This window comes from Rickettsia philipii str. 364D (genome assembly GCF_000283995.1).
Taxonomy (GTDB): domain Bacteria; phylum Pseudomonadota; class Alphaproteobacteria; order Rickettsiales; family Rickettsiaceae; genus Rickettsia; species Rickettsia rickettsii.
On record NC_016930.1, the window covers coordinates 103,766 to 125,316 of the forward strand.

Below are 21,551 nucleotides of genomic sequence, written 5' to 3' on the forward strand. Positions count from 1 at the left end.
ATTTCAAGGATAGATCTAGACTTATTCGGTACATATCATAGAGTTACTACGAGTGTAACGGCTGACCTTCTACAATAAGAAGAAAATGGTTGTTTGGCAATGAGGCTTGTTACTGCAGAAGAGAGACCCAAATTACACAAGTTAGTACAAGATAATAAAATGATATTAGCATGCCAAACCAAAGAAAAAACACTAAAGATTTTAAGTGATTATTTACAGCAAGAATTTGGGATGCATGCTAATGAAACTACATTAGCATCTTATGATGGGGTACATATAAGTGGAGCGAAGAAGAGATCGAATAAGAGCTTTTTTGTAAAGAGTAAACGAATGTCCAAAATTTTTCTTGATTTAATGACAAATATGTGGCAAAAAGGGTTTGAAATAATCTTGCTACTATAGCTCAGGGGTAGAGCACTTCATTGGTAATGAAGAGGTCGGGGGTTCGATTCCCCCTAGTAGCACCACCACACATCCTAAGCTTGGTGAGTTTTTAACCTTTCTTGAAAAATTCATATGCTGATTTTAGTCTAGTTTCTGTCAGATACTATTATAGTATTATGTTTATTTTATAAAGCTAAGTTGCAAATAATATAAAACTAATGTATGATTTACATTTAAAATACGGTAACGATTATTTTATTATATGATAGACATTCTTCTTTTTGTACATATTACTATTGCAATATTGCTAATTATAGTTATTCTGATGCAGCGTAGCGGATCGGATGGAATTAGTAGTATAAGCGGCGGTAATAATATGGGAGTAGTCAGTGCTAAAACAGTCGGTAATTTTCTTACTAAAAGCACTATAATACTTACAACATTATTTTTAATAAATGCAATAGTACTTGCTAACCTTTCCTCAAAAAAGAAATCTGATTTAGTTTCTAAGATTAATGAAATTGAAGAAAATCAAACAGAAAATAGTTTACCTATAGCTAAATAGTTACAGTTTGATCTTAGTAATATCTCTCATACTTGTCATTGTCTACCTTTGTTGGTGTTGTTGCGTGGATCGGTCAAATCCACTGTGTCACCCCGTTGCTTGACCATGGGGTGACAGATAAAAGTACTAGATTCCTGCTTTTGCGGGAATGACATAACAGGAGTCATGTAACAACACCTATGGATCAATGGCATGACATCAGAGAATTTAGTATAGTTTTCAGAACTCCCAATATATATTATTAGAGTACAGCAATGTTTTTGCACCTAAAATAATTTTAGAAATGTCTATAGAATTTAATATAAAAGAAAAAATTTATATCATTTTATGTACGTTTTTTACAGTCCTTATTATAGTAGGAAACTTAATATAGCAAAAATTTGTTTACCTTAATATTTTTAATTTTTATATTCTTGAATTATCTATAGGAGCAATTTTTTACCCGTTAACTTTTTTATTAACGGATTTAATAGCTGAGTTTTACGATAAAGAAAGAGCCAATTTTTGTGTAAAGCTTGCTATTATTTTTAATATAATAGTAGTTTTAATAATAAGTCTCATGGATAAATTGGAAGCTACTAATATCTTTTTTAGTATCAACTTTTGCCTGTTATATAGCTCAACTTGTTTATATTAATATTTATTTATGGATCAGAAATAATTTTAGTACGGCAATTTCTTTATTTATCGATACTTTTATTGTAATTGGGATTATGAGCTTATTTAATATTTTTCCTTTTGACCAATTAGGGCATCTTGTACTTAATAGCTATTCATTTAAACTATTTTTTACTATATTTAGTACTCCAGTATTCTATGCAGGAGTTTAGTTAATAAGTTTATTCATTAAGCAAGGATAAGCTCTTAGGAAAAGCTTATCCTTATTTAAATTTTCTATTGGTGATTTACAAATTGACTTTTAGTTTCATAAGTCCTTGATGGCTTTGATACTTTCTATGCGTATAATAATTATACTCAAGTAGAACATTGATATTTTTTCTACTCATAAGTATATTACTACCGATATTATATCCAAGCTTAGGTTGTTTTAGTGTAATAATTGTTTCTTGTAATGTTTGTCCTTTAAAAGTCGCTTTTGCATTAACTTTTGTATTTTTATTATTGAAGTGATGCTCAATATTACCATACAAACTTGGTGTTAATACTATATTGTTTGTGGTCACTATAGGCTTAAACACTATTTTACCGCCAAGGCTACTTTCAAATAATTGATTTGATTTCTTTTGAATCATGAGATTTTCTATATCTACATTATACTCTTTATAGTTGCTAGCTCTTGAATAATCATATTGAAAACCGATATTAGGAATAAAATGTAAATCGTATTTTGTACGATATTTATAATTTAATAAAGTTTGAACACTTAAATTATTGTTTTGATATTTTCCAATTATATTATTAATATTTTTAGATCTATTCTTAATATAATTATGACCGTAAGATGTTATAGTCTGCAATGAGAAACCTTTAATTAGTTCTTTTAGACTGTAAATGCTTAAAAGATGACCGTTCACTGCTGTTTTCCCTAGTTTTTTATTATATTTAATTTGGGATGCCAAACGGCTATAAGCTATTCCTATAACATCATGACTATTGATGAATTCAGCATCAGTCCCGATGGTTATGCCGGTTGTACGATTTTGATATTTTGGAATATTCTTCCAAATGCTTTGTTTGTTGATGCCGTATAAACCGCTAATCCATACCCCTCTGTTTATACTAGTTTCTTCATCACCGGCCCCTATTGCAGCAACCGTTAATCTATCATTTATATTATAGTGAACAGGTTTGTGAAGAGTTGAAGTCGCCTGAACTAATATTGCTACTTTCCCACTAGTATCATCAGAGACCTGTTGTCTCTGTGTCACCCTATCTTGTTCTGTAATTGCTTCAGTTTTGAATGATACATCGATAGCTTCATCTTCGCTTTCTAAAACTATATCTTTTTTTAATTCTTCGCCAGTGGTGCTATTGCCTTCTTCTAATTCTTCTTCATCAGTTGCATACCCTTTATCGTCTTCATCACTAGATCTTAATGCTAGAAGTGATTTTTTGTAATCTGATGATTTATCATTTTTGCTATCGTTAGAACTCAATAATCTCGGTGATAAAGCGGTTTTTGAATCAGATTGCTCTGACTTTTTATTGCTATCTTCAGGTTGTGTATCATCCTTTGTTGATGATTCGTCATTTGTAGCTTCGTTTTCTTGTTGGAATAATCGTAATTTTGTCTGATCTAAACGCCCTACTTTCTTTTCATCGTTACTATTTTCTGATTGAATATCACTACCATATTTTTGTTCTAGTTCAGCAGAATCTACTAGTACTTGTTGAACAAATAGAAACAATTCTTTATCTTTTGCTAACTCTAAAAGTTGAGATTTATAAATATTATGTACTTCTTGCCCTATTTCAGTTCTAGGACCTATAAAATCAGGGTGAGCAGTATTAAATGCCTCTTTTACCGCTTCCTCTGGATATTTTGTCAATTGCTGTATATAAATATCATGTATTTTTTGTCCTATTTCAGTTCTAGAATCTATAAAATCAGAGTCAGCGGAAGTAAACGCCTCCGTTAATTTTTTGCTAAGTATAATATTATCTTCAACATATTTAATAAATGCTTTATCTTTTGTTAATTCCAAAAGTTTAGAAGTATAAATATTATGTATTTTTTGTCCTATTTCAGTTCTAGGACCTATAAAGCGAGGGTGCATAGTGTCGACTGCTTCTTGGATTTGTTCAAAATACTTATTATTTTGATGAGCTTTAGATAAATTTTTTGAATGCTCAAATGCTACTGATTCCACTATAGCTTTTTGCAATAAATCGGCATCGGAGTATTTTGCTTTATATCCTGCTGATTTTTGTCCTGATAAAGTAAATTCTTTATATCTTAAAGCTATATCGGAGCTAAAGTGATAAGTTTTTGGAGTTGTTTTAAAAGTAGATGTATTTGCATTGAATTTAGTAATCCCTAAACTTCTTAGATAAGCTAATTCCAAATCGTGTGCATTAGGCAGTGGCGGTGGTGGTGGTGGTGGCATGTTTCCGGTATGGATGTGTTGTTTAGCTTTTTCTTGCGAGCACTCTTGAATAGCTTTTAATATTATAGGCATCTTTAATTTATTAGCAAGAATTCTTATTTGTTCATTGCTCATGTCTGTAAATGAAGGCAAAGCTAATCTTAATTGATCTAAATTATTATTACCTGTTAGTTTGAGAGTAGTAGCTTTTAAAAACTCTTGTAATAATGCGGGGTCTTTTTCCTGTACTATAGCAATAAAATCATGTTGAGGTAAATTTGCTGTAATTAATTCTTCAAATTTTATTGTGCTTAAAATAGCTGTTCTTAAATCATCAAGTTTAGCCTGTGCTTGATCAGAATTAATTGTTTTTCTTAAGTTTGTATCTTCTGTTATTAAAAAAGTAGCTTGTTGTACTATAGTTAATATATTAGGGTTGTTAATTAACTCGTCGACTCTATTGCTAAATATATCTTGATCGAAGTTTTTTGCATTAATATAGGCAAATTCTAATTGTTCAAACGGATTTGGTTTGCCCTGTAACTCTCTAATCAATGCTGATTTATTGAATTCAAGTTTAATAGGTCTCTTTAATTCTTCAGATATTTTACATGACGATAATAAAATACGTTTTACTGCATCATCAGTGTCTTCATTGAAAAGATTTTTAATTATCTCTTCGCTTGTTATTGTTTTCTTACCATTTACGGTTATATCTTTTATATACTGGTCTTGAGCAAGGGTGTTAAAAGCTTCTTTAGCTTTTTCTGCGATTTCAGGGGTTGAAATGCTAAATAAGTTTACAAGAGTTTTCTCGTCAGCTCCTTGGTTGGCGTATGATTCTGTTAATATTTGACGTATAACATTTGTAAGATCAGCTTGTCTTTTTATAAGCTGATCTTGTAAATCATTAGCTTTGGTACCTCCTGTCTCAGTTCTATATTCTGCATATAGTTTGGCATAAGCTGTCTCTGGCGTGCTTCTGCCTGTGCTGGTTGCACTAGAAGCTGTAGGTTGAAGTGGTGCTTTTGATTGAACAGTAGTATTGTGAGTAAACTGAATATATAACGAATGTATGTGAGGATATTCTGTTTGTAACTGATTTAAATCAAAATGTTTAGAGTTGCTACTAAAGCCTTGAGAATGTAAGGGCGGTGGTGGTGGCATGCTTCCGTTTAGCGGTAGAGGAGGCGGATTTGGAATATCCCCATTTAGCGGTAGAGGTGGTGGATTCGGAATGCCGCTTTGTGTTTGTTCTAAATTATTTGCATTATTACCTACTGCTAACCCTAAAATTTTATTGGTTTCATTGCTGAGTATGTTACTATCAGATAATATTACTTTAATTACTGAATTTAATGTGTGGTTATTTACTTCTTTGGCTAGTTTAATCATATAGTCTTTAGTTAAACTATCTCTTATTAGCCCTTTATTTTTTAGTTCTATATTTATTTCTTTTACTATTTCTGGTGTTAAAATATAGACGCTGTTTACAATATAGGGTTGCATTCTGTTTTTTAACTCTAATTGCAGAGTTAAAAAGTTTTCTACTGAACGCTTATCTTTACTTGCTGCTAGTTTGATAAGATCTAATCGTGCCTTTTCTTCAAATTGACTATGAGATATATTGCGTGTTGCATAGTCTTGAATTCTTTCAGCAAATTTAGTTTTTTCTTCAGAAGAACTATTTTCTAATAATTCTTGTAAAATAGGTCTATTTTTAACGTCAATATTGGTCTTGAAATCTAATTGTCCCTTATCATTGCTAAATAATACCCTTTGAATAGTATTATCATTAAAATCACTTAAGATAGTCGTTACTGCTTCTTGTTTATAACTACTATCTACTTGAAGAGTTAATGCTGCTATAGGATCTGTTTTAATAAGATTTTTAAATTCTGCAATATTTTCTTCTTGTTGTATTATTCTATTTATATTGTGTTGAGACTGCGTTAAATTACCCTTACTTGCTTTAGTATTAAAGTGAGTTTTAAAAGTACTTATAGGATCAAAAAAATATCGTTGTTTCTTTTCTCTACCTGTGAAAATCCGTGAAGATGTTCCTGTATCATTTATACTTTGATTTGACATATACCAATGGTCGTTTTTGCTTCCGCTCTTTTTTTGAGAGTGTCCGGTAGATGGTTTAGTAGTATCATTGTTGTTTAGAAACTGCTTTGCTTCTATTCCGGCTCTTATTTGGTTTATATAAGAAGTTGCTTTTACTGGTCCTATATTAAATTCATTCATTAATTCGTCAGTGTTAGGGATAATATTATTATCTATATAGTACGATTTTTTACCAAGCATCATCTGAGTTGCTATTGATGCGATATAATTTGTTGCCTCACCTTTATCAGTACCAAATTTCTGCTCTAGCTCTTTTTCTGTAGGAATATGGCTATCGGCTATATATTGTCCCTTTGCGTTTTCCATAACTTTAAGTCTTATTGACTTAATATAGCCGTCTCTATTATCATCACGAGATATACCAAACTTCTTTTTTAATTCTTTTTCTGTAGGAATATGGCTATCGGCTATATATTGTCCCTTTGCGTTTTCCATAATTTCAGTTCTTATTGAAGCAACAAAAGATTGTGCATCATCTTTATTCATGTTAAGAGCAGTCCTTACTTCTTGCATTTCAGGGATAATATCATTATCAACATAATGTTTGTATTTAATATCTCTGTTTATTGAGCTGATATATAGTTCGATTACTGCTTTTTTGTCTTTTTCTGCACGACGTACCTTTTGATCGTGTTCTACATTATGGTCTATTTTGCTAGGGTCATAACTTATTCCAAGATTTGTTGCTGCTTCTATATCTGTAGGAACTACACCTTGATTAATATATTCTTGTTTTTTTGTATCAAAATCCTGTTGTTTTATTCTTTCGATGTATAATAAAATTTCAGCTCTTGCTTGTCTTGCTTTATGTCTAGTATTATCTAAAAAGCTTGATAAATCTGTTTCCTTATACTTTATGCCTAGATCATTTTGTGCTTGAGTAAAACTAGGAACTAAAGCTGCTTCTTGCCATTTTTTGATTTTTTCAGTTGGAGTCAAATCTTTCCAAATATTTTGTTGCTGTGTTGAATTGTGCTTTGCCCATGCCGGGGTTTTACTAACTAAATCTTTAAAGCTTGCCGCTCTAGCACTTGTACTTAAAAAGCTACTAGTCAACAAACATGTTGACATGAAAAAAGTTAAAACATATTTTTTTGAGTGGGAATTTTGTAAATTCATTCAAACCTCGATTAGTTATTATTTTTTCAATACAAACGAGGCGAATAATATAATTTTTGTTAACTTATGTGAACTATTAATTACTAATTTTTGTTAACCAATGAATTTTTTAGCCAAAATGTGTTTAATATATCACAAGTGAATGTATACTCCGAATTTTAAACTTTTTTCAAAAGGAGTATGTAATACTAATTTTGAAAGAAATGTACTTCAGTTTTTGGTAAATATAAAATATGCAAATTCAATTTCGCTTATATAACACTCTTAGTCGTACTAAAGAGGTTTTTAATCCTCAAGATCAAGATAACGTAAAAATGTATGTATGTGGACCGACTGTTTATTATAATCCTCATATAGGCAATAGTAGGTCGGGAGTAGTATATGATTTACTTTATCGTATAGTTATAAAAATATTCGGTGAGAAGGCAGTAAAATATGTACGTAACATTACGGATGTTGACGATAAAATTATCGATAGAGCTGCACTACTTGGTGTTACTATTGATGAGTTGACTGATAAAGTTACGAAAGAGTTTCATAAAAATATGGCATATTTAGGTTGTATGCTACCTAGTATTGAGCCGAAAGCTACAAAGCATATTGATGTAATGATCGCAATAATAGAACGCTTAATAGCAAAAGATCACGCATATATTGCTGATAATCATGTTTATTTTGATGTTTTATCAGCGCCAAATTATACGGAATTATCTAACCGAAATTTAGAAGAAATGTTTGAGGGAGTGCATGTAGAAAATAGTAAAACCAAAAAAAATCCACAAGATTTTGTATTATGGAAACCGGCAAAGCAAAATGAATCGGCAAATATGAATTTTGAAAGCCCCTGGGGACTTGGTCGCCCTGGATGGCATATTGAATGTTCAGCCATGAGCTACAAATATTTAGGTGAGAATTTTGATATTCACGGCGGCGGAGCAGATTTAATCTTTCCGCATCATACCAATGAGATTGCTCAAAGTAGATGTGCTTTTCCAAGTTCTACCTATGCTAAATATTGGGTACATAATGGGTTTCTAACGGTTAACGGTGAGAAAATGAGTAAATCTCTTGGTAATTTTATTACTGTAAGGGATTTAATGGATAAACAAATTCAAGGAGAAGTAGTAAGGTTATTTTTATTAAGTAGTCACTATAGGCGTCCTCTTGATTATAATGATAAAGCTATAGAAGATGCTAAGAAAACTTTAGATTATTGGTATAGAGCTATAGAAAATATTAATGTGCAGAAAATAGATTTACCTCATGATTTCATGCAAAGCTTACTTGATGATATGAATACGCCGCTTGCCGTTAAAATCATTAATGACTACGCTAAAGGTGTTTTTATTTCTAAAACTGAAGAAGAAAGGCAGCTTAACGCCTCTGCTATTATTACTTGTGCTAATTTTATTGGTTTAATGAATAAGAGTCCACACGAGTGGTTTAATAGCGGTGTGGATGAACTCTATATAAATGAGCTTGTAAATAAGCGTTTGGAAGCAAAAAAACAAAAAAATTGGTTATTAGCCGATCAAATTCGTAACCAGTTATTAGAGGAAAAAATAATTCTAGAAGATCAACCTGATGGTACTACTATTTGGCGAAAAGAATAAAGGCTTGTAAATTACGCAATATGCGTATATAATTTATGGGCTTGTAAGTCGTCATTGCGAGGAAATTATGTAATAATTGACGAAGCAATCTCACAGGATATTTGATGAGATTGTCACGCAGTCTACGGCTGCTCGCAATGACGATTATCCAAAACTTAAGCAAAAAATTCACACGTAAGATATATGTTAGTTCATTAGAATGGACATCTTACGGAGGTATAAACTAACAATTAGGAGAATTTAAAAATGTCAAAAATACCATCTGTTAACATTAAAGCATTATTAGATGCGGGCGTGCATTTCGGTCACAAGACCTCACGCTGGAATCCTAAAATGGCATCTTATATATATGGTGAACGTGATGATGTTCATATAATCGATTTAAGACAAAGTGTCGCTTTAATGAACGTTGCTTTGAATGCAATATATGAAACTGTAAAAAAAGACGGTAAAATATTATTTGTAAGTACTAAAATACAGGCAAGCGATATTATAGCGGAATATGCCGAAAAATGCGGGCAGTATTACGTAAATCATAGATGGCTTGGTGGTATGCTAACTAACTGGAAAACTATTGCGGGTTCAATAGAAAAGCTAAATAAGTTAGACAAAACCTTAGAAAACGAAGAAGCACTTATGGGTTATACTAAGAAAGAGATACTCGATATGAGCCGTAAGAAAGATAAATTACTTCTATCTCTTGCCGGTATTAGAAATCTTAATTCTAAACCTGATCTTCTAGTAGTTATTGACACTAATAAAGAGCATATCGCAATTAATGAAGCGGTAAAGCTTAATGTTCCTATAGTTGCAGTAGTTGATACTAATTCTAATCCTGATAATGTAGATTATCCGATTCCGGGTAATGATGATTCTATAAGATCAATAAGACTTTATTGTAGTTTATTTGCAGATGCGGCATTACAAGGACTTGAAGAATCAATGAAAGCTTCAGGAGTTGATATGGGTGCTATGCAAGAGCATACAGATAAGGGGTTAACTTCTAAAAATGTTTCTAAATTAAAACAAGCTAAAAAATTCTCTAAAACGAAAAATATTGATGAAGAGACAAATACAGAATTTGAGCAAGTATTAAATGATGCCGATGAAAATAAAAATTCTGATAATGCATAAGTGTTGTTGCATGGATTGGATTTCCCATTGTCATCCCGCGACTTGATCCCGGGATCCAGCTTAAAAATACTAATAATATTAATATTAGTATTTTAAATTGTTTTTATAGACCCTAGGAGCAAGCCACGGGGTGACACCGGGGTCGTTCTTCGAGCTACAACCCAAGCCAAATTATAATAATTAAGGAGAAAGTAAGGTATGAGTGAAATAAATATAAGTGCTGTAGCAGTTAAAGAATTAAGAGAAAAAACCGGTGCAGGTATGATGGATTGCAAAAAAGCATTAATAGAAACCAGCGGTAATTTTGAAGAAGCTATTGATTTTCTTCGTAAGAAAGGTTTAGCTGCTGCTGCAAAGAAAGCCGGACGCATTGCTTCTGAAGGTTTAACGGCTGCAAAAGTTGATGGGCTTACCGGAGTGGTAATTGAAGTAAATTCCGAAACGGATTTTGTTGCTAGAAATGAGCAGTTTCAGGATCTAGTTAAGGAGATTGCAAATCTTGCAGTAATTGCAAAAACTATAGACACGCTAAAAACATTTAAAATGCAAAGCGGTAAATCAGTTGAAGAAGAAGTTATAGAAAATATCGCTACAATCGGTGAAAATTTAACATTACGTCGTATGGATGTATTAGAGATATCTGAAGGAGCAATCGGTTCGTACGTGCATAATGAAGTTGTACCGAATTTAGGAAAAATTTCCGTATTAGTAGGTCTTGCGTCTAACGCAAAAGATAAAGCAAAACTAGAAGCTTTAGCTAAACAAATTGCTGTTCATGTAGCAGGAAATAACCCGCAAAGTATAGATGATTCAAGCTTGGATCAAGCACTCGTAGAGCGTGAGAGAAAAGTATTTTTTGAAAAATCTAAAGAAGAAGGAAAGCCTGATAATATTATAGCAAAAATGGTAGAAGGTAGAATACGTAAATTCTTCTCGGAAGTTGTATTACTTCAGCAAAATTTCTTATTTGAACCTAAACTTACCGTTGCGGAAGTAATTAAAAATGCTGAAAAAGAACTCGGTGCAGAAATTAAAATTGCCAAATTTATTAGATACGAACTTGGTGAAGGTATAGAACACGAAGAAAAAAACTTTGCCGATGAAGTAGCTGCAATTACGCAAGGTTAATGGGCTTGTTTCATAGCTTCAATGTCATTCCCGCGTGGATACCAAATCGTCATTGCGAGCATGCGTTGTTGTGCAGACACAATTCTATCCTGTCATCCCGCGACTTGATCGCGGGATCCAGTAAAAATATAAAAACACCTAATACTAGTTATTTTTATGAATACCGTGGTCAAACCACGGTATGACACCGAATACGTTTTTCTATCCACGCAATAATACCTTCCCGTGGTCAATTGAACTAGGTGACAGTAAAAAACTCGTGAATACTCACTCACACCTTTTCAAAGCAAACAAAGGCGAATTTAGGATAAGTGCTTATTCTAAACTCGTATTTATAATACTTTCTAACTACAATCAACTATCTATTAATAAATAATTTTCGGTTTTTTACTTTATAATAAAAGATTTATATTGACTTAATCATAGAAAATCTTACATTAATTGTTATTATTAGTTTAAATGAAGAGCATTTTATGTCAAGGACAAAAGAGGAATATGCTGCACAAATTTATGCTGCCGAAGAGCATCGTAGGAGACAAGCTAATTATAGTGATAATGATGCCGAATTGCTTGAAGTTATTATAGTATGTGCCGGTTATGCATGTTATAAAGCAGTAGAAGGGGCAGTAAAAGTTACCGTCACAGGAAGTAAAATTATAGAAAACGCCTATAAGATAGGAAGTGGACAAATAGCAGTACTAGGTACTGATGCCGAAAGTAAAATAACTTATATAACAAAGCATCCTTCGTCTCGAGGTAATACGAGTACTCCCATTCAGTCGATTACAACTAATCGTGTAGATCCTTTAGAGCAAACTCCCCCTAATACTCCTACCTCTAAAAGAGAAAAGGCTAAAATATACGGAAAAAAACTGGTAGATAGTGCAAAGATTGGAGCTAAAACCCTTTCAAACGCTTATAAAGTGACAATCGGTACAATAGAAGTCGTCGGTCCAGGAAGTAATTTTTAATAGCACCGGTAAGGAAAAATTTATATTTTCTGAACCTACTAAGCGTAAAGTTGTTCAAAAAGAATTTAAAACCGAAAACGGTTATAAGTGCGGTATTATGTTGGAAGAGACAATTGAAGCTTCCTTAACATTAAGATTAAATAACAAGCGTATAGTTAAGATTAAAGAATTTAGAAGCATGAGATTGTCTCTGATACTACAGAAGATACAGGAGAAACTTTTGATATTTCGCTAATTTTAAAATATTCTGATGGGGCAAACATGCCTAAAGCAGATCCTGCTTTTTTAAAGATACATTACGGTAGAGACGGAAAATTAAATAAGTTATCGTTGCCAAACCCACCTATAATTTTTCATAACCAATGGTATCCGGCCTTAACCGTTTATAAAGGTGAATTATGTTCTTTGCCTATAAGTAGTGGGTATTATAGGTATTTGAATAAGAAAATACTAGAAAATTAACGGAAGTATAGAAATCAGTCACGTAGATCCTGAATTTACTATAGAGCTTTTAGGAGAATAAGAGTTTTTAGTCTATCAAAGAAACTTCGTAATTACTTTTAAATATTCATCTAGGACTTTTTGGTTGTCCTTAATAAATTTTAAAGCATTTTCGCGGTAAGCTGTAAGTTCTAGAGCATTATTAGACCTGAGTAGATATGTTAGTTTAGTTAGTAAATCTTCACCGTTTTTGATTTGGATAGCTGCTTCATTTTGCAGTATGCCTTTAGCGATATCGGTGTTTTTGCTCATATCGGGACCGAATATAATACAATTAGAGAAATATGCTGCTTCTAAAATATTATGCCCGCCTTGTTTAAAAGAACCGCCGATAAAAGAAATTGTAGCTACAGAAAAAAATAGTCCCATTTCGCCGAACCTATCAACTATATAAAGATCATCGCTTAAAACAGGTAAATCATTTTGCGACTTAGCGGTAGCGGATAAATTATGTGACTTACAATTATCGATAATTGATTTAACTCGCTCAGGATGTCTTGGAATTAAGATAATATAGCAGTCTAAAAACTGCTCTTTTAGGTTTTTGATTATAGGCAAAATCACCTCTTCATCTTCAGGGTGAGTGCTGGAAAATAGCACGACTCGCTTATTGTCTAAATGTAAGCTTAATTTTGATAACTCTTCTTGATTAACCGGAAGTTTTTCGTTGGCAAATTTAATATTGCCTAAATTCACTGCATCTGATACGCCAAGTTCATTGAATTTTTGTAAGTCACGTTCGCTTTGTACGATAATTTTACTGCAATTTTTGAGAATAAGCTGAAAAAAGCTTTTTCTTTGTAGCCAAGCTTTAAACGATTTATCGGAAATACGAGCATTAACTAGTAGTAATTTACACTGCTTTGCTCCCTCATTAATAGTACACGGCCATAATTCCGATTCTATAAAAATGCCTAAATCAGGTTGCCAATTTCTTAAAAATTTTCGAGTAAAAATAATATTATCTATCGGTAAAAATTGGTGAACTGCTATTTTAGGTAATTTGGCAGTTAATATTTTAGCGGAGCTGTTAGTCCAAGAAGTTACTAGAAAACGAACGTCAGGGTAGCGTTTACTTATATTATGTATTAATGTTAAAGCTACCATAGACTCGCCAATGCTTGCTGCATTAATCCATATCAGCCTTCGTGCATAACTTGCTTCTAAAGGTAATTTATACGTCGATCCTAACCCTTCATCCTCACGTATTAGTGTATACGCTGTGGTTCGCAGTGAAGTGTCTCCTTTAAATTCCTCTTTATTAGCGGACGTTTGCATGAAGTCTAATGAATAGTCTTGTCTGTGTTTGCCAATAGCAAAACGCTCTTGGATGCGTCTTATATCTTCTTTACCTATTAATAAACGTATAAGAATTATGATAAAATAAACAGGTAATAATATAAAGCTTAAAGCATAATATAATAACATCATTTCTTTAAACTTTCTGTTAAGCTTGCTAATTGTTTTTCAAGGCTTATATGGTTTTGTATTTTATCATTTGTGAGTTCTAAAGGCGAGCCAACTATGATTTTAATGGTACCAAACGGTAGGGGTATTATTAATTTATCCCAACTTTTTAATCTGAAACATCTAGAAGTGGAGCTGACTATAGTAATAAGTTTTGTGTTATATCTATAGGCAATTTCGGTAATACTGCTATTTACTTTATATACCGGTCCTTTAGGACCGTCCGGCGTGACTATTATATTTGCACCTTGAGATAACTTACCTATAATATTACGTAAAGCTCCAATTGGATTTTTATTAGTAGAACCTACTATCACTCTGCAACCGAATTTTCCTACTAGATCGTTTAAAATTTTTCCGTCTAAATGCGGTGATATTAAAGCATAGATATTTCTATGTCCTATAAACATAGACGGACTTAAGGCAAGCATATTATGCCAAAATGCAAAGATTACCCCTTGTTCGTTTAGGAATTTTTCCTTATTGCCGTTATCGTAAAATATAAATTTCTGCTTTGAAGTAAAGTAAACAAAACGCAAATACCAATATAGTAAAATAGTAATTATACTAAGTACGTATTTATTATTTTTTAAAAATTTTTTAAAAACTTTCCGCATTATTTTTTTGTTGGTTTAGGTGGCTTTTTAACTTTTCCGTCATTGCGAGGAAATTACGAAGTAAGTGACGAAGCAATCTCAGGATATTTGACGAGATTGTCATGCAGCCTATGGCTGCTCGCAATGACGATTTGGTATCCATGCAAAGCCTTAAGCAGGAATGACATCGATTGTTCTCTCAATTCTAATACAAGCTTTTTCTAGCTCTTCCATAGAAGTAGCATAAGAGATTCTAAAATATCCCTCTAAGCCGAAAGCGATACCAGGTACTACGGCAACTTTTGCTTCTTCAAGTAAATATTCGGCAAAATCATTACTATTTGCAATAATTGTTCCTGATTTAGTTTTATGCCCAAATATTTTATCGCATTTAACAAATAAGTAAAACGCCCCTTCCGGCTTATAGCATTCAAAATATTTTACTCTTTTCAAAATTGATAAAGCAAGATCACGCTTTTTTTGACAATTTAAAGCATTAGGCTTTATATAATCTTGAGGACCGTTTAATGCTTCAATAGCAGCCATTTGACTTATTGAACAAGGGTTTGAAGTACTTTGCGACTGAATAATAGTCATTGCTTTAATCAAAGCTTTAGAGCCTGCACCGTAGCCTATACGCCAACCCGTCATAGAATAAGCTTTAGATACTCCGTTTACGGTAAATATTCTCTTTTTTAAATCAGGTGCTATTTGGGCTAATGTATAAAATTTAAAATCATCAAAAGTAATATGCTCGTAAATATCATCGGACATTACGTTTACATGTGAATATTTTCTTAAAACTTTAGCAATATTTTCTAGTTCTTCAAAATTATAGCTTGCACCTGTTGGATTACTAGGTGAGTTAATAATAAGCCACTTAGTTTTATCCGTAATTGAACGTTCTAAAGCTTCTGCACTTAATTTAAAGTTATTTTCAATTCCGCAATTTACAAAAACAGGTGTTCCTGTGCTAAGTGCAACCATATCAGGATATGAAACCCAATAGGGTGCTGGAATAATTACCTCATCCCCTTGGTCTAAAGATGCCATAAACAAATTATATATAACTTGCTTACCGCCGGTGCTTACTATTATTTCATCAAGTTCGTAATTTATATTATTTTCACGTTTGAATTTGTCTTTTATTGCTTGCTTTAAAAGAGGCATACCCTCAACGTTAGTATATTTAGTAAAGCCGTCTTTAATCGCTTTAATCGCCGCTCCCTTAATATTGTAAGGCGTATCAAAATCAGGCTCACCGGCACCGAGTGTGATAATATCAACTCCCGCTTTTTTAAGTTCAAGAGTTTTTTTAACGACTGCAAGGGTCGGCGACGGTTTTATAGAACTTAGCCTCGTAGAAATAATTGACATAATTTGAGTCCGTATTAAATGAAAGCTATAGTAAAATCGATGATTTCAAGAAATAAATATTAATTCTTATAATGAAATCTACAATTATATATTATAATTTGTTTAGTATTGACAGAATATATTAGTCTATGTTCGTGGTTAATTCTACGTGACCATAAACCTGATAATATATGTTTTAAAGGTTCGGGCTTACCTATACCTGTAACCGGTGCTTCTTGGATATTTTTTATTAGAAGTTTAATACGTTCATATTTTTTTAATATCGTATTTTTTCCAATACGCTAAATCCTCCACTGCTTCTAGTGTCCACTCAATCTCAATCATCTAAATTAACTTTAGCAAACTCGCCTCTTTTTGCTTGTTCGATAGATTTTTTTATTCGATTCGCATTAGCAAGATTAGATTATAAATATAATGTTTCTTTTGTAGATTCATATTCTTCTTCGGTTAAAAGAATAATATTCTTATGATTCTTTCTTTTAATAAGATAAGGGACATGATCGTTTTCTACGGTATTTAGTACAGAGCTTAAGTTTTTTCTAAATGAAGTGCCGCTAATTGAGTTCATGAGCTACCTACTGATGTAATAACATGTACATCCTAGCTTCAATACCATTAATTCACAAGTAAAATTATTATTTTATTTAAAAATTTATCAAGATATGCTTTATTATAGTAAGTAATATTAATTTAGTAATTAAACTATGCTCGGTAAAATAAAAGACAAAATCAAACATTATTGCTTAACTATAATAAATGTACCGAATTTTATTAAGAATAAAATTTTAGAATTTAAAAATTATATAAGTGATTATAAATATAAATTCTCTCATTTAACCGAAACTAATTATCAACTTGGACTCGATCATTTATATAGAGGTAATTTAAATGATGCATTACTTAGGTTTAAACTAGTCGATAAATTTTTTAATCCTAATGATTCTAAAGTATATTCTCAACTCGGATGGGTTTATTTTTTAAAAAATAATTACAGGCAAGCTATAGAATATTTAGAAAAATCTAATGAGAAATATAAACCTATATTTATAAATTTTTTGAAAAATTATAAGGATATTACTGAAATACCTCAAGAAATTTGTGGAAAATATCGTGATTTAACTGCACAATATTATCCTACTATTTTTAATAACGATAAAAATATCCATCTTCCGTATAGGTTTGTTAATGAAGCACTTAAGCAGATATCTGATTTACCGGATAATTACTCTATTTTGGAACTTGGAAGTAATATAGGGCTTGTAGGTTATGAAATACAAAAACGTTTTCCGGAACGTTTTACTTTAACCGGTGTAGAAGTGTCTGCTTTAATGAATAAGTTACAAGAAACATATTACCCGAACACTAAAATTTACGATCAAATATATAATATTGCTATCAATGAATTTTTAAAACAAAATTCTAATAAATTTGATATTATTTTTAGTTTTTGCGGATTATCGTTTACTAACAATTTAATAGAATATTTTAATTTAATATACTCATCTCTTAATAAACAAGGGTATTTTGCCCTTTGTTTACCGAATGCGACGAAGACACAATTTTCAGTAAAACGCAAAGAATTTATTTTTAACTTGAATGAAATAAATAATTTTTTACAAAAAAATAATTTTACTATATTAACTTCGGAAGAAATAATACTAGCGGAAAACAATAAATATAGTATTATTGTTTGTAAGAAAACGGCATAAATCAATGAGAATATTAATTATATTATCCATTATTTTATGTTCATTATTGATAAGAGCTGATCTTGAATATGTGGATAATGAAATATATAACTATAATGGTGGAAGCAATGAAAACGGTTGCATAGAAGTTTATGATCCATATGAAAAATTCAACCGTAAAGTGTTTGTATTTAATTCTGTGTTAGATTATATAATATTGCGTCCTTTAGCGATAGGTTATAAGAACATCACGAATGATTACGTAAAAGCACGCGTTAATAGTTTCGTCAATAATGTCGATACACCGCTTACGGCGGTAAATTACGGGCTTCAGTTAAATTACGATAAAACTATGAAAAGCGTTTGGCGGTTTCTCATTAACACGACGCTTGGCATAGGCGGTTTATTTGACGTGGCAGGTAAAGTAGGTTTGCCGTCTGATCGTCAAACTTTCGGTAGTACCCTCGCACATTATGGAGTTGCCCCAGGTCCTTATTTAGTATTGCCGATAATCGGTAGTACTAACGCAAGAGATATGACGGATTCGGTAATTACTAATTATGCTCTTAATCCATTAATGTACTACACTCATAATGATTTTGACTTAGGAGTACTAGCAGTTAGTAAAATAAACGATCGATATGTTGTATTACCGTTTAGTGATTATGTGATGAAGAATTCTACCGATCCTTATGTGGCTATTAGATCAGCATTACATCGTGTTCGTGAAGCATCGGTTCAATATCCTGAAAATTTTAAATGTCCTAAACCCAAGAATTAATGAAATTAAAGAGGATTATATGCAAAAAATTATTACAGGTTTATTTTTATTAGTTATGACTTTTTACGCTTATTCTAATGAAAAAGTGCCTGCCGGTTTGAACAGTTACGTTACTAATTTAGTAAATGAAGCTTCTAGTATATTAAACGATAGTAAGTTATCTGAGCGAGTAAAAATTGCTAAAGCACGTGAGTTAATGTCTCAGAACCTAGATTTTGATTGGATGGCTAAATATACATTAGGCAGAAATGGGGTAAAAACTTTATCAGGTGGGCAGGTTCAGGAATTCATCAAAGTTTACTCTAAATATGTTACTAAATCTTATACTGATTTAATAAAAGATTATAAAGGCAAACAGCCTAAAATAGTAGGAGTTCGTCCTTTAAGCTCAACCGATTTTATGGTTGCTATGAATATCATTAGTAATAAAGAGCAAGACCCTATTAAAGTAGAATATCTTGTACGTGAAATGAAAGGAAACGGAAAAGACGTTTTTAAAGTTTCTGATATAATTACGGAAGGTGTAAGTCTTATTGGAGCTCAACAAGACGAGTTTACCGATACTTTAAAAAATCAAGGCTTTAAGGCACTAATACAAAAATTAGAAAGTCGTTCTTAAGCTTATTTCACTGTCATCTTAAATCGTCATTGTGAGGAGGTATTGTTGCGTAGACACCTCGTCGGCATTGCGAGGAAATTGCGTAGCAATTGACGAAGCAATCTCAGGAGTTTGTTATTATTGCATGAGATTGCCACGCAGTCTACGACTGCTCGCAATGACGATTAGATATCCACGCAACAAAGCCCGCTCGCTAATAGCGTTAAACAACATAAATCACTCACATACAAATCTTAGCAGGCAGTAGTAATAAGTTACTTGCAACGCGTTTAGCTAAGCTATAGCATTAAATATTAAATATATTGAGCCGAAAATTACCTATTTCAATGATTCCGAAATAAAAGTAGAAATTCAAAAATCGTTTCATAATGAAGATATAATCATAGTACAATCCACATCAAAACCCGTTAATGATCGCTTAATTGAGTTGTTTTTGCTAGTAGATGCAGCAAAAAAAGCGGGTGCACAAATCGAATAATTTTAGTAATGCCTTATTTTGGTTATGCAAGGCAAGATAATATAAATTCTCAAAATATAATTCCTGCTAAGTTAATAGCAGATTTCTTAGAGAAGCTCGGAGTAAACCATGTAATTACTATTGATTTACACTCCGATAAAATGGAGAAATTTTTTAATATTCCTGTTTCTAATCTTGAACCTATAAATTTATATATCCCGTTTTTAAGCACTTATAGCAATTTCGTCATAGTTACACCTGATAAAGGAAGTATCAATCGAGTTCAAAAAATTAGTAATTTACTAAATATAGATTCAGCTTATATAAACAAAGAAAGGGATATAAATAATAATTGCGAGATTGATATCAATAACAAGTAGTGTAGAGGGCAAAAATTGCATATTAATTGATGATATTATAGATAGTGGAGAAACAATCGTAAAAGCAGCGAGATTTTTAAAAGAACATTCGGCTTTATCGGTTAGTGTTTTTATAACTCATGCAGTGCTTTCTGCCGGCCGGTTCTAAAAATTCGATAATAGACCTCTTGGAGAACGAAGCTAATAAAGAGGAATTTGTAGGAAACACGGAACGCAGCACCGCAGCGTACACTTTAGTACGTGAGGATGCGAATACTGGATTGACGTACAAATTACCTTTAGAAGCAAGTTATGCAAGAGGTCTATTAGACAATATTTTTATCACGGATACTAGAAACAAGTGACTTATCTACAAAATTTCATATAATACCCGTATTGTCTATCATCGTAAAAAAGTTAATAAATATACTATGAGCTTGTGTACTGTAGAAATAAATCTATCTACAATAAAAAATAATTACCTTTTATTACAAGATGTTTGCAAAACCTCATTAGTCGGTGCTGCCGTTAAAGCTAACGGTTACGGTCTTGGAGCAGTACAAATTTCTAAAGCTTTAATAGAAGAAAATTGTAGGCATTTTTTTGTGGCCTCAAGTGAAGAAGGAGTGAATTTACGCAACGCTTTAGGATTAGATATTAATATTTTAGTTCTTAACGGCGTTTTTGAACATGATGCTTTAGAGCTGATAGAATATAATTTAACACCTGTCCTAAATAACTTAAAACAAATAGAAATTTGGCAAAAATTTAGTAATTTGAAAAACCGATTATTGCCTTGTTATTTACATTTCAATACGGGGATTAATCGTCTTGGCTTAAGCTCTGATGAGATAGAGCAGCTCATTAATGATCGTGATTTGTTAAAAGGGCTAGATTTACAATATATTATAAGCCATCTAGCTATATCCGAGGAAATAGATAATCCTTATAATCTAGAACAATTAAACAGATTTAAAGCTTATTTACAATATTTCCCAAACGTCAAAGCAAGCCTTGCTAATTCCGGCGGCATATTTTTAGGACAGGATTACCATTTTGATTTAGCAAGACCAGGGGCAGCCTTATATGGTCTTAATCCCTTAACAAAGAATCCCGTAACCTTAAAAGCTCCTATAATTCACTTACAGAATTTGACACTAGATAGCCATATCGGTTATAATATGACTTTTACAACTAAGCGTGATAGTGTCATTGCAACGTTACCGCTTGGTTATGCTGATGGGTTTAGTCGTAATTTTAGCAATCAAGGCGAAGTATTTATTAACAGTCGCAGCGTTCCTATAGTAGGGCGAGTATCGATGGATTTAATAAATATCGATGTTACCGATCTACCACCATCCGAGATTTTTCTAGGGCAGGAAGCGGAAATTATCGGAAATTATTGCACGCCCAATAAAATAGCGAGTATTATAGGTACTATCGGGTATGAGGTATTAACTAACCTTGGTAGTAGATATAAAAGAAAGTATATCGGGTAGATATCTGTGTCATACCATGACTTGACCACGGTATCCAGAAAAAAATTAAAAAAGACTGGATCCCGCGATCAAGTCGCGGGATGACATTAGAGGTTACTGGATTCCTGCTTGCGCAG

At 32.2% G+C, this 21,551-nt stretch carries 19 protein-coding genes, 1 tRNA gene and 3 pseudogenes; 17 read left to right on the plus strand and 6 right to left on the minus strand.

Features of this window, described 5'->3' with window-relative positions; all coding sequences use genetic code 11:
• Positions 1-93: 93 nt before the first annotated feature.
• From RSA_RS10180 to RSA_RS06970, 4 genes and pseudogenes are all read left to right on the plus strand, one after another.
• Positions 94-294 (plus strand): annotated as a pseudogene (locus tag RSA_RS10180) (hypothetical protein); the annotation flags it as partial.
• 98 nt (positions 295-392) lie between these two features.
• Positions 393-467, plus strand: a tRNA-Thr gene (locus tag RSA_RS00555).
• 179 nt (positions 468-646) lie between these two features.
• The gene (secG, locus tag RSA_RS00560) at positions 647-949 is read left to right on the plus strand and encodes a preprotein translocase subunit SecG (RefSeq protein ID WP_014364381.1); all 303 of its coding nucleotides are present in this window, start codon (positions 647-649) and stop codon (positions 947-949) included.
• A 283-nt stretch (positions 950-1,232) separates the two neighbouring features.
• A pseudogene (locus RSA_RS06970) lies at positions 1,233-1,779 on the plus strand (queuosine precursor transporter).
• Between the two features lie 75 nt (positions 1,780-1,854).
• Here RSA_RS06970 and RSA_RS00565 read toward each other — a convergent pair.
• A complete protein-coding gene (locus RSA_RS00565) occupies positions 1,855-7,245 on the minus strand; it encodes an autotransporter outer membrane beta-barrel domain-containing protein (RefSeq protein WP_196792864.1) in 5,391 nt (1,796 codons plus the stop codon).
• A 233-nt stretch (positions 7,246-7,478) separates the two neighbouring features.
• On the opposite strand from RSA_RS00565, the gene cysS reads away from it, so the two are divergent.
• The 5 genes from cysS (at position 7,479) to RSA_RS00590 (ending at position 12,553) form a co-directional block, all read left to right on the plus strand.
• Positions 7,479-8,858, plus strand: a complete 1,380-nt coding sequence (cysS, locus tag RSA_RS00570; protein WP_014362724.1) for a cysteine--tRNA ligase — start codon at positions 7,479-7,481, stop codon at positions 8,856-8,858.
• Positions 8,859-9,104: 246 nt separating this feature from the next.
• Positions 9,105-9,992, plus strand: coding sequence for a 30S ribosomal protein S2 (gene rpsB, locus RSA_RS00575; protein ID WP_014364383.1), 888 nt, complete (start codon positions 9,105-9,107; stop codon positions 9,990-9,992).
• Between the two features lie 198 nt (positions 9,993-10,190).
• A complete protein-coding gene (gene tsf, locus RSA_RS00580) occupies positions 10,191-11,120 on the plus strand; it encodes a translation elongation factor Ts (protein WP_014362725.1) in 930 nt (309 codons plus the stop codon).
• A 473-nt stretch (positions 11,121-11,593) separates the two neighbouring features.
• Complete coding sequence (locus RSA_RS00585) at positions 11,594-12,091, plus strand: hypothetical protein (RefSeq protein WP_014364384.1); 498 nt, start codon at positions 11,594-11,596, stop codon at positions 12,089-12,091.
• A 261-nt stretch (positions 12,092-12,352) separates the two neighbouring features.
• Positions 12,353-12,553: a Sca4 family protein gene (locus tag RSA_RS00590; protein WP_014364385.1), complete on the plus strand. Its 201-nt coding sequence runs from the start codon at positions 12,353-12,355 to the stop codon at positions 12,551-12,553.
• Positions 12,554-12,628: 75 nt separating this feature from the next.
• On the opposite strand, the gene waaA is transcribed toward RSA_RS00590, so the two are convergent.
• The 5 genes and pseudogenes from waaA to RSA_RS00610 form a co-directional block, all read right to left on the minus strand.
• A complete protein-coding gene (gene waaA / locus RSA_RS00595) occupies positions 12,629-14,023 on the minus strand; it encodes a lipid IV(A) 3-deoxy-D-manno-octulosonic acid transferase (RefSeq protein WP_014364386.1) in 1,395 nt (464 codons plus the stop codon).
• A complete protein-coding gene (locus tag RSA_RS00600) occupies positions 14,020-14,676 on the minus strand; it encodes a lysophospholipid acyltransferase family protein (RefSeq protein ID WP_012150342.1) in 657 nt (218 codons plus the stop codon). Before RSA_RS00600 ends, waaA begins: the two co-directional genes overlap by 4 nt.
• A 150-nt stretch (positions 14,677-14,826) precedes the next feature.
• Positions 14,827-16,032: a pyridoxal phosphate-dependent aminotransferase gene (locus RSA_RS00605; protein WP_014364387.1), complete on the minus strand. Its 1,206-nt coding sequence runs from the start codon at positions 16,030-16,032 to the stop codon at positions 14,827-14,829.
• A 59-nt stretch (positions 16,033-16,091) separates the two neighbouring features.
• A pseudogene (locus tag RSA_RS10185) lies at positions 16,092-16,356 on the minus strand (Txe/YoeB family addiction module toxin).
• Positions 16,357-16,435: 79 nt separating this feature from the next.
• On the minus strand, positions 16,436-16,600 hold the full coding sequence (locus tag RSA_RS00610) for a type II toxin-antitoxin system Phd/YefM family antitoxin (RefSeq protein WP_012150344.1): 165 nt from the start codon (positions 16,598-16,600) through the stop codon (positions 16,436-16,438).
• A gap of 136 nt (positions 16,601-16,736) precedes the next feature.
• Between RSA_RS00610 and RSA_RS00615 the strand changes: the two genes are divergently transcribed.
• The 8 genes from RSA_RS00615 (at position 16,737) to RSA_RS00640 (ending at position 21,435) form a co-directional block, all read left to right on the plus strand.
• Positions 16,737-17,741, plus strand: coding sequence for a methyltransferase domain-containing protein (locus RSA_RS00615; protein ID WP_014364388.1), 1,005 nt, complete (start codon positions 16,737-16,739; stop codon positions 17,739-17,741).
• 4 nt (positions 17,742-17,745) lie between these two features.
• Positions 17,746-18,501 (plus strand): MlaA family lipoprotein, encoded by a 756-nt coding sequence (locus tag RSA_RS00620; protein ID WP_012150346.1) that lies wholly within the window; start codon positions 17,746-17,748, stop codon positions 18,499-18,501.
• A 19-nt stretch (positions 18,502-18,520) separates the two neighbouring features.
• Complete coding sequence (locus RSA_RS00625) at positions 18,521-19,120, plus strand: MlaC/ttg2D family ABC transporter substrate-binding protein (protein WP_014364389.1); 600 nt, start codon at positions 18,521-18,523, stop codon at positions 19,118-19,120.
• Between the two features lie 337 nt (positions 19,121-19,457).
• On the plus strand, positions 19,458-19,598 hold the full coding sequence (locus RSA_RS06985) for a ribose-phosphate pyrophosphokinase-like domain-containing protein (RefSeq protein WP_230453790.1): 141 nt from the start codon (positions 19,458-19,460) through the stop codon (positions 19,596-19,598).
• Positions 19,599-19,606: 8 nt separating this feature from the next.
• Positions 19,607-19,957: a ribose-phosphate pyrophosphokinase-like domain-containing protein gene (locus RSA_RS00630; protein WP_014362730.1), complete on the plus strand. Its 351-nt coding sequence runs from the start codon at positions 19,607-19,609 to the stop codon at positions 19,955-19,957.
• The gene (locus tag RSA_RS06990; protein WP_014362731.1) at positions 19,938-20,105 is read left to right on the plus strand and encodes a phosphoribosyltransferase family protein; all 168 of its coding nucleotides are present in this window, start codon (positions 19,938-19,940) and stop codon (positions 20,103-20,105) included. Before RSA_RS00630 ends, RSA_RS06990 begins: the two co-directional genes overlap by 20 nt.
• Complete coding sequence (locus tag RSA_RS00635; protein WP_012150350.1) at positions 20,077-20,301, plus strand: palindromic element RPE1 domain-containing protein; 225 nt, start codon at positions 20,077-20,079, stop codon at positions 20,299-20,301. The genes RSA_RS06990 and RSA_RS00635 overlap by 29 nt, the downstream gene beginning before the upstream one ends.
• Before the next feature lie 66 nt (positions 20,302-20,367).
• Positions 20,368-21,435, plus strand: coding sequence for an alanine racemase (locus RSA_RS00640; protein ID WP_014362732.1), 1,068 nt, complete (start codon positions 20,368-20,370; stop codon positions 21,433-21,435).
• Positions 21,436-21,551: the final 116 nt, after the last annotated feature.

What these genes read in the sequence shown, in the direction of transcription:
- cysS (WP_014362724.1), top strand. Translation starts at nt 7,479, where the DNA reads ATGCAAATTCAATTTCGCTTATATAACACTCTTAGTCGTACTAAAGAG.
- RSA_RS00590 (WP_014364385.1), top strand. Translation starts at nt 12,353, where the DNA reads ATGCCTAAAGCAGATCCTGCTTTTTTAAAGATACATTACGGTAGAGAC.
- secG (WP_014364381.1), top strand. Translation starts at nt 647, where the DNA reads ATGATAGACATTCTTCTTTTTGTACATATTACTATTGCAATATTGCTA.
- RSA_RS00640 (WP_014362732.1), top strand. Translation starts at nt 20,368, where the DNA reads ATGAGCTTGTGTACTGTAGAAATAAATCTATCTACAATAAAAAATAAT.
- rpsB (WP_014364383.1), top strand. Translation starts at nt 9,105, where the DNA reads ATGTCAAAAATACCATCTGTTAACATTAAAGCATTATTAGATGCGGGC.
- RSA_RS00630 (WP_014362730.1), top strand. Translation starts at nt 19,607, where the DNA reads ATGCCTTATTTTGGTTATGCAAGGCAAGATAATATAAATTCTCAAAAT.
- RSA_RS00625 (WP_014364389.1), top strand. Translation starts at nt 18,521, where the DNA reads ATGCAAAAAATTATTACAGGTTTATTTTTATTAGTTATGACTTTTTAC.
- RSA_RS00605 (WP_014364387.1), bottom strand. Translation starts at nt 16,032, where the DNA reads ATGTCAATTATTTCTACGAGGCTAAGTTCTATAAAACCGTCGCCGACC.
- RSA_RS00600 (WP_012150342.1), bottom strand. Translation starts at nt 14,676, where the DNA reads ATGCGGAAAGTTTTTAAAAAATTTTTAAAAAATAATAAATACGTACTT.
- RSA_RS00585 (WP_014364384.1), top strand. Translation starts at nt 11,594, where the DNA reads ATGTCAAGGACAAAAGAGGAATATGCTGCACAAATTTATGCTGCCGAA.
- RSA_RS00565 (WP_196792864.1), bottom strand. Translation starts at nt 7,245, where the DNA reads ATGAATTTACAAAATTCCCACTCAAAAAAATATGTTTTAACTTTTTTC.
- RSA_RS00620 (WP_012150346.1), top strand. Translation starts at nt 17,746, where the DNA reads ATGAGAATATTAATTATATTATCCATTATTTTATGTTCATTATTGATA.
- RSA_RS00615 (WP_014364388.1), top strand. Translation starts at nt 16,737, where the DNA reads ATGCTCGGTAAAATAAAAGACAAAATCAAACATTATTGCTTAACTATA.
- tsf (WP_014362725.1), top strand. Translation starts at nt 10,191, where the DNA reads ATGAGTGAAATAAATATAAGTGCTGTAGCAGTTAAAGAATTAAGAGAA.
- RSA_RS00610 (WP_012150344.1), bottom strand. Translation starts at nt 16,600, where the DNA reads ATGAACTCAATTAGCGGCACTTCATTTAGAAAAAACTTAAGCTCTGTA.
- waaA (WP_014364386.1), bottom strand. Translation starts at nt 14,023, where the DNA reads ATGATGTTATTATATTATGCTTTAAGCTTTATATTATTACCTGTTTAT.
- RSA_RS00635 (WP_012150350.1), top strand. Translation starts at nt 20,077, where the DNA reads ATGCAGTGCTTTCTGCCGGCCGGTTCTAAAAATTCGATAATAGACCTC.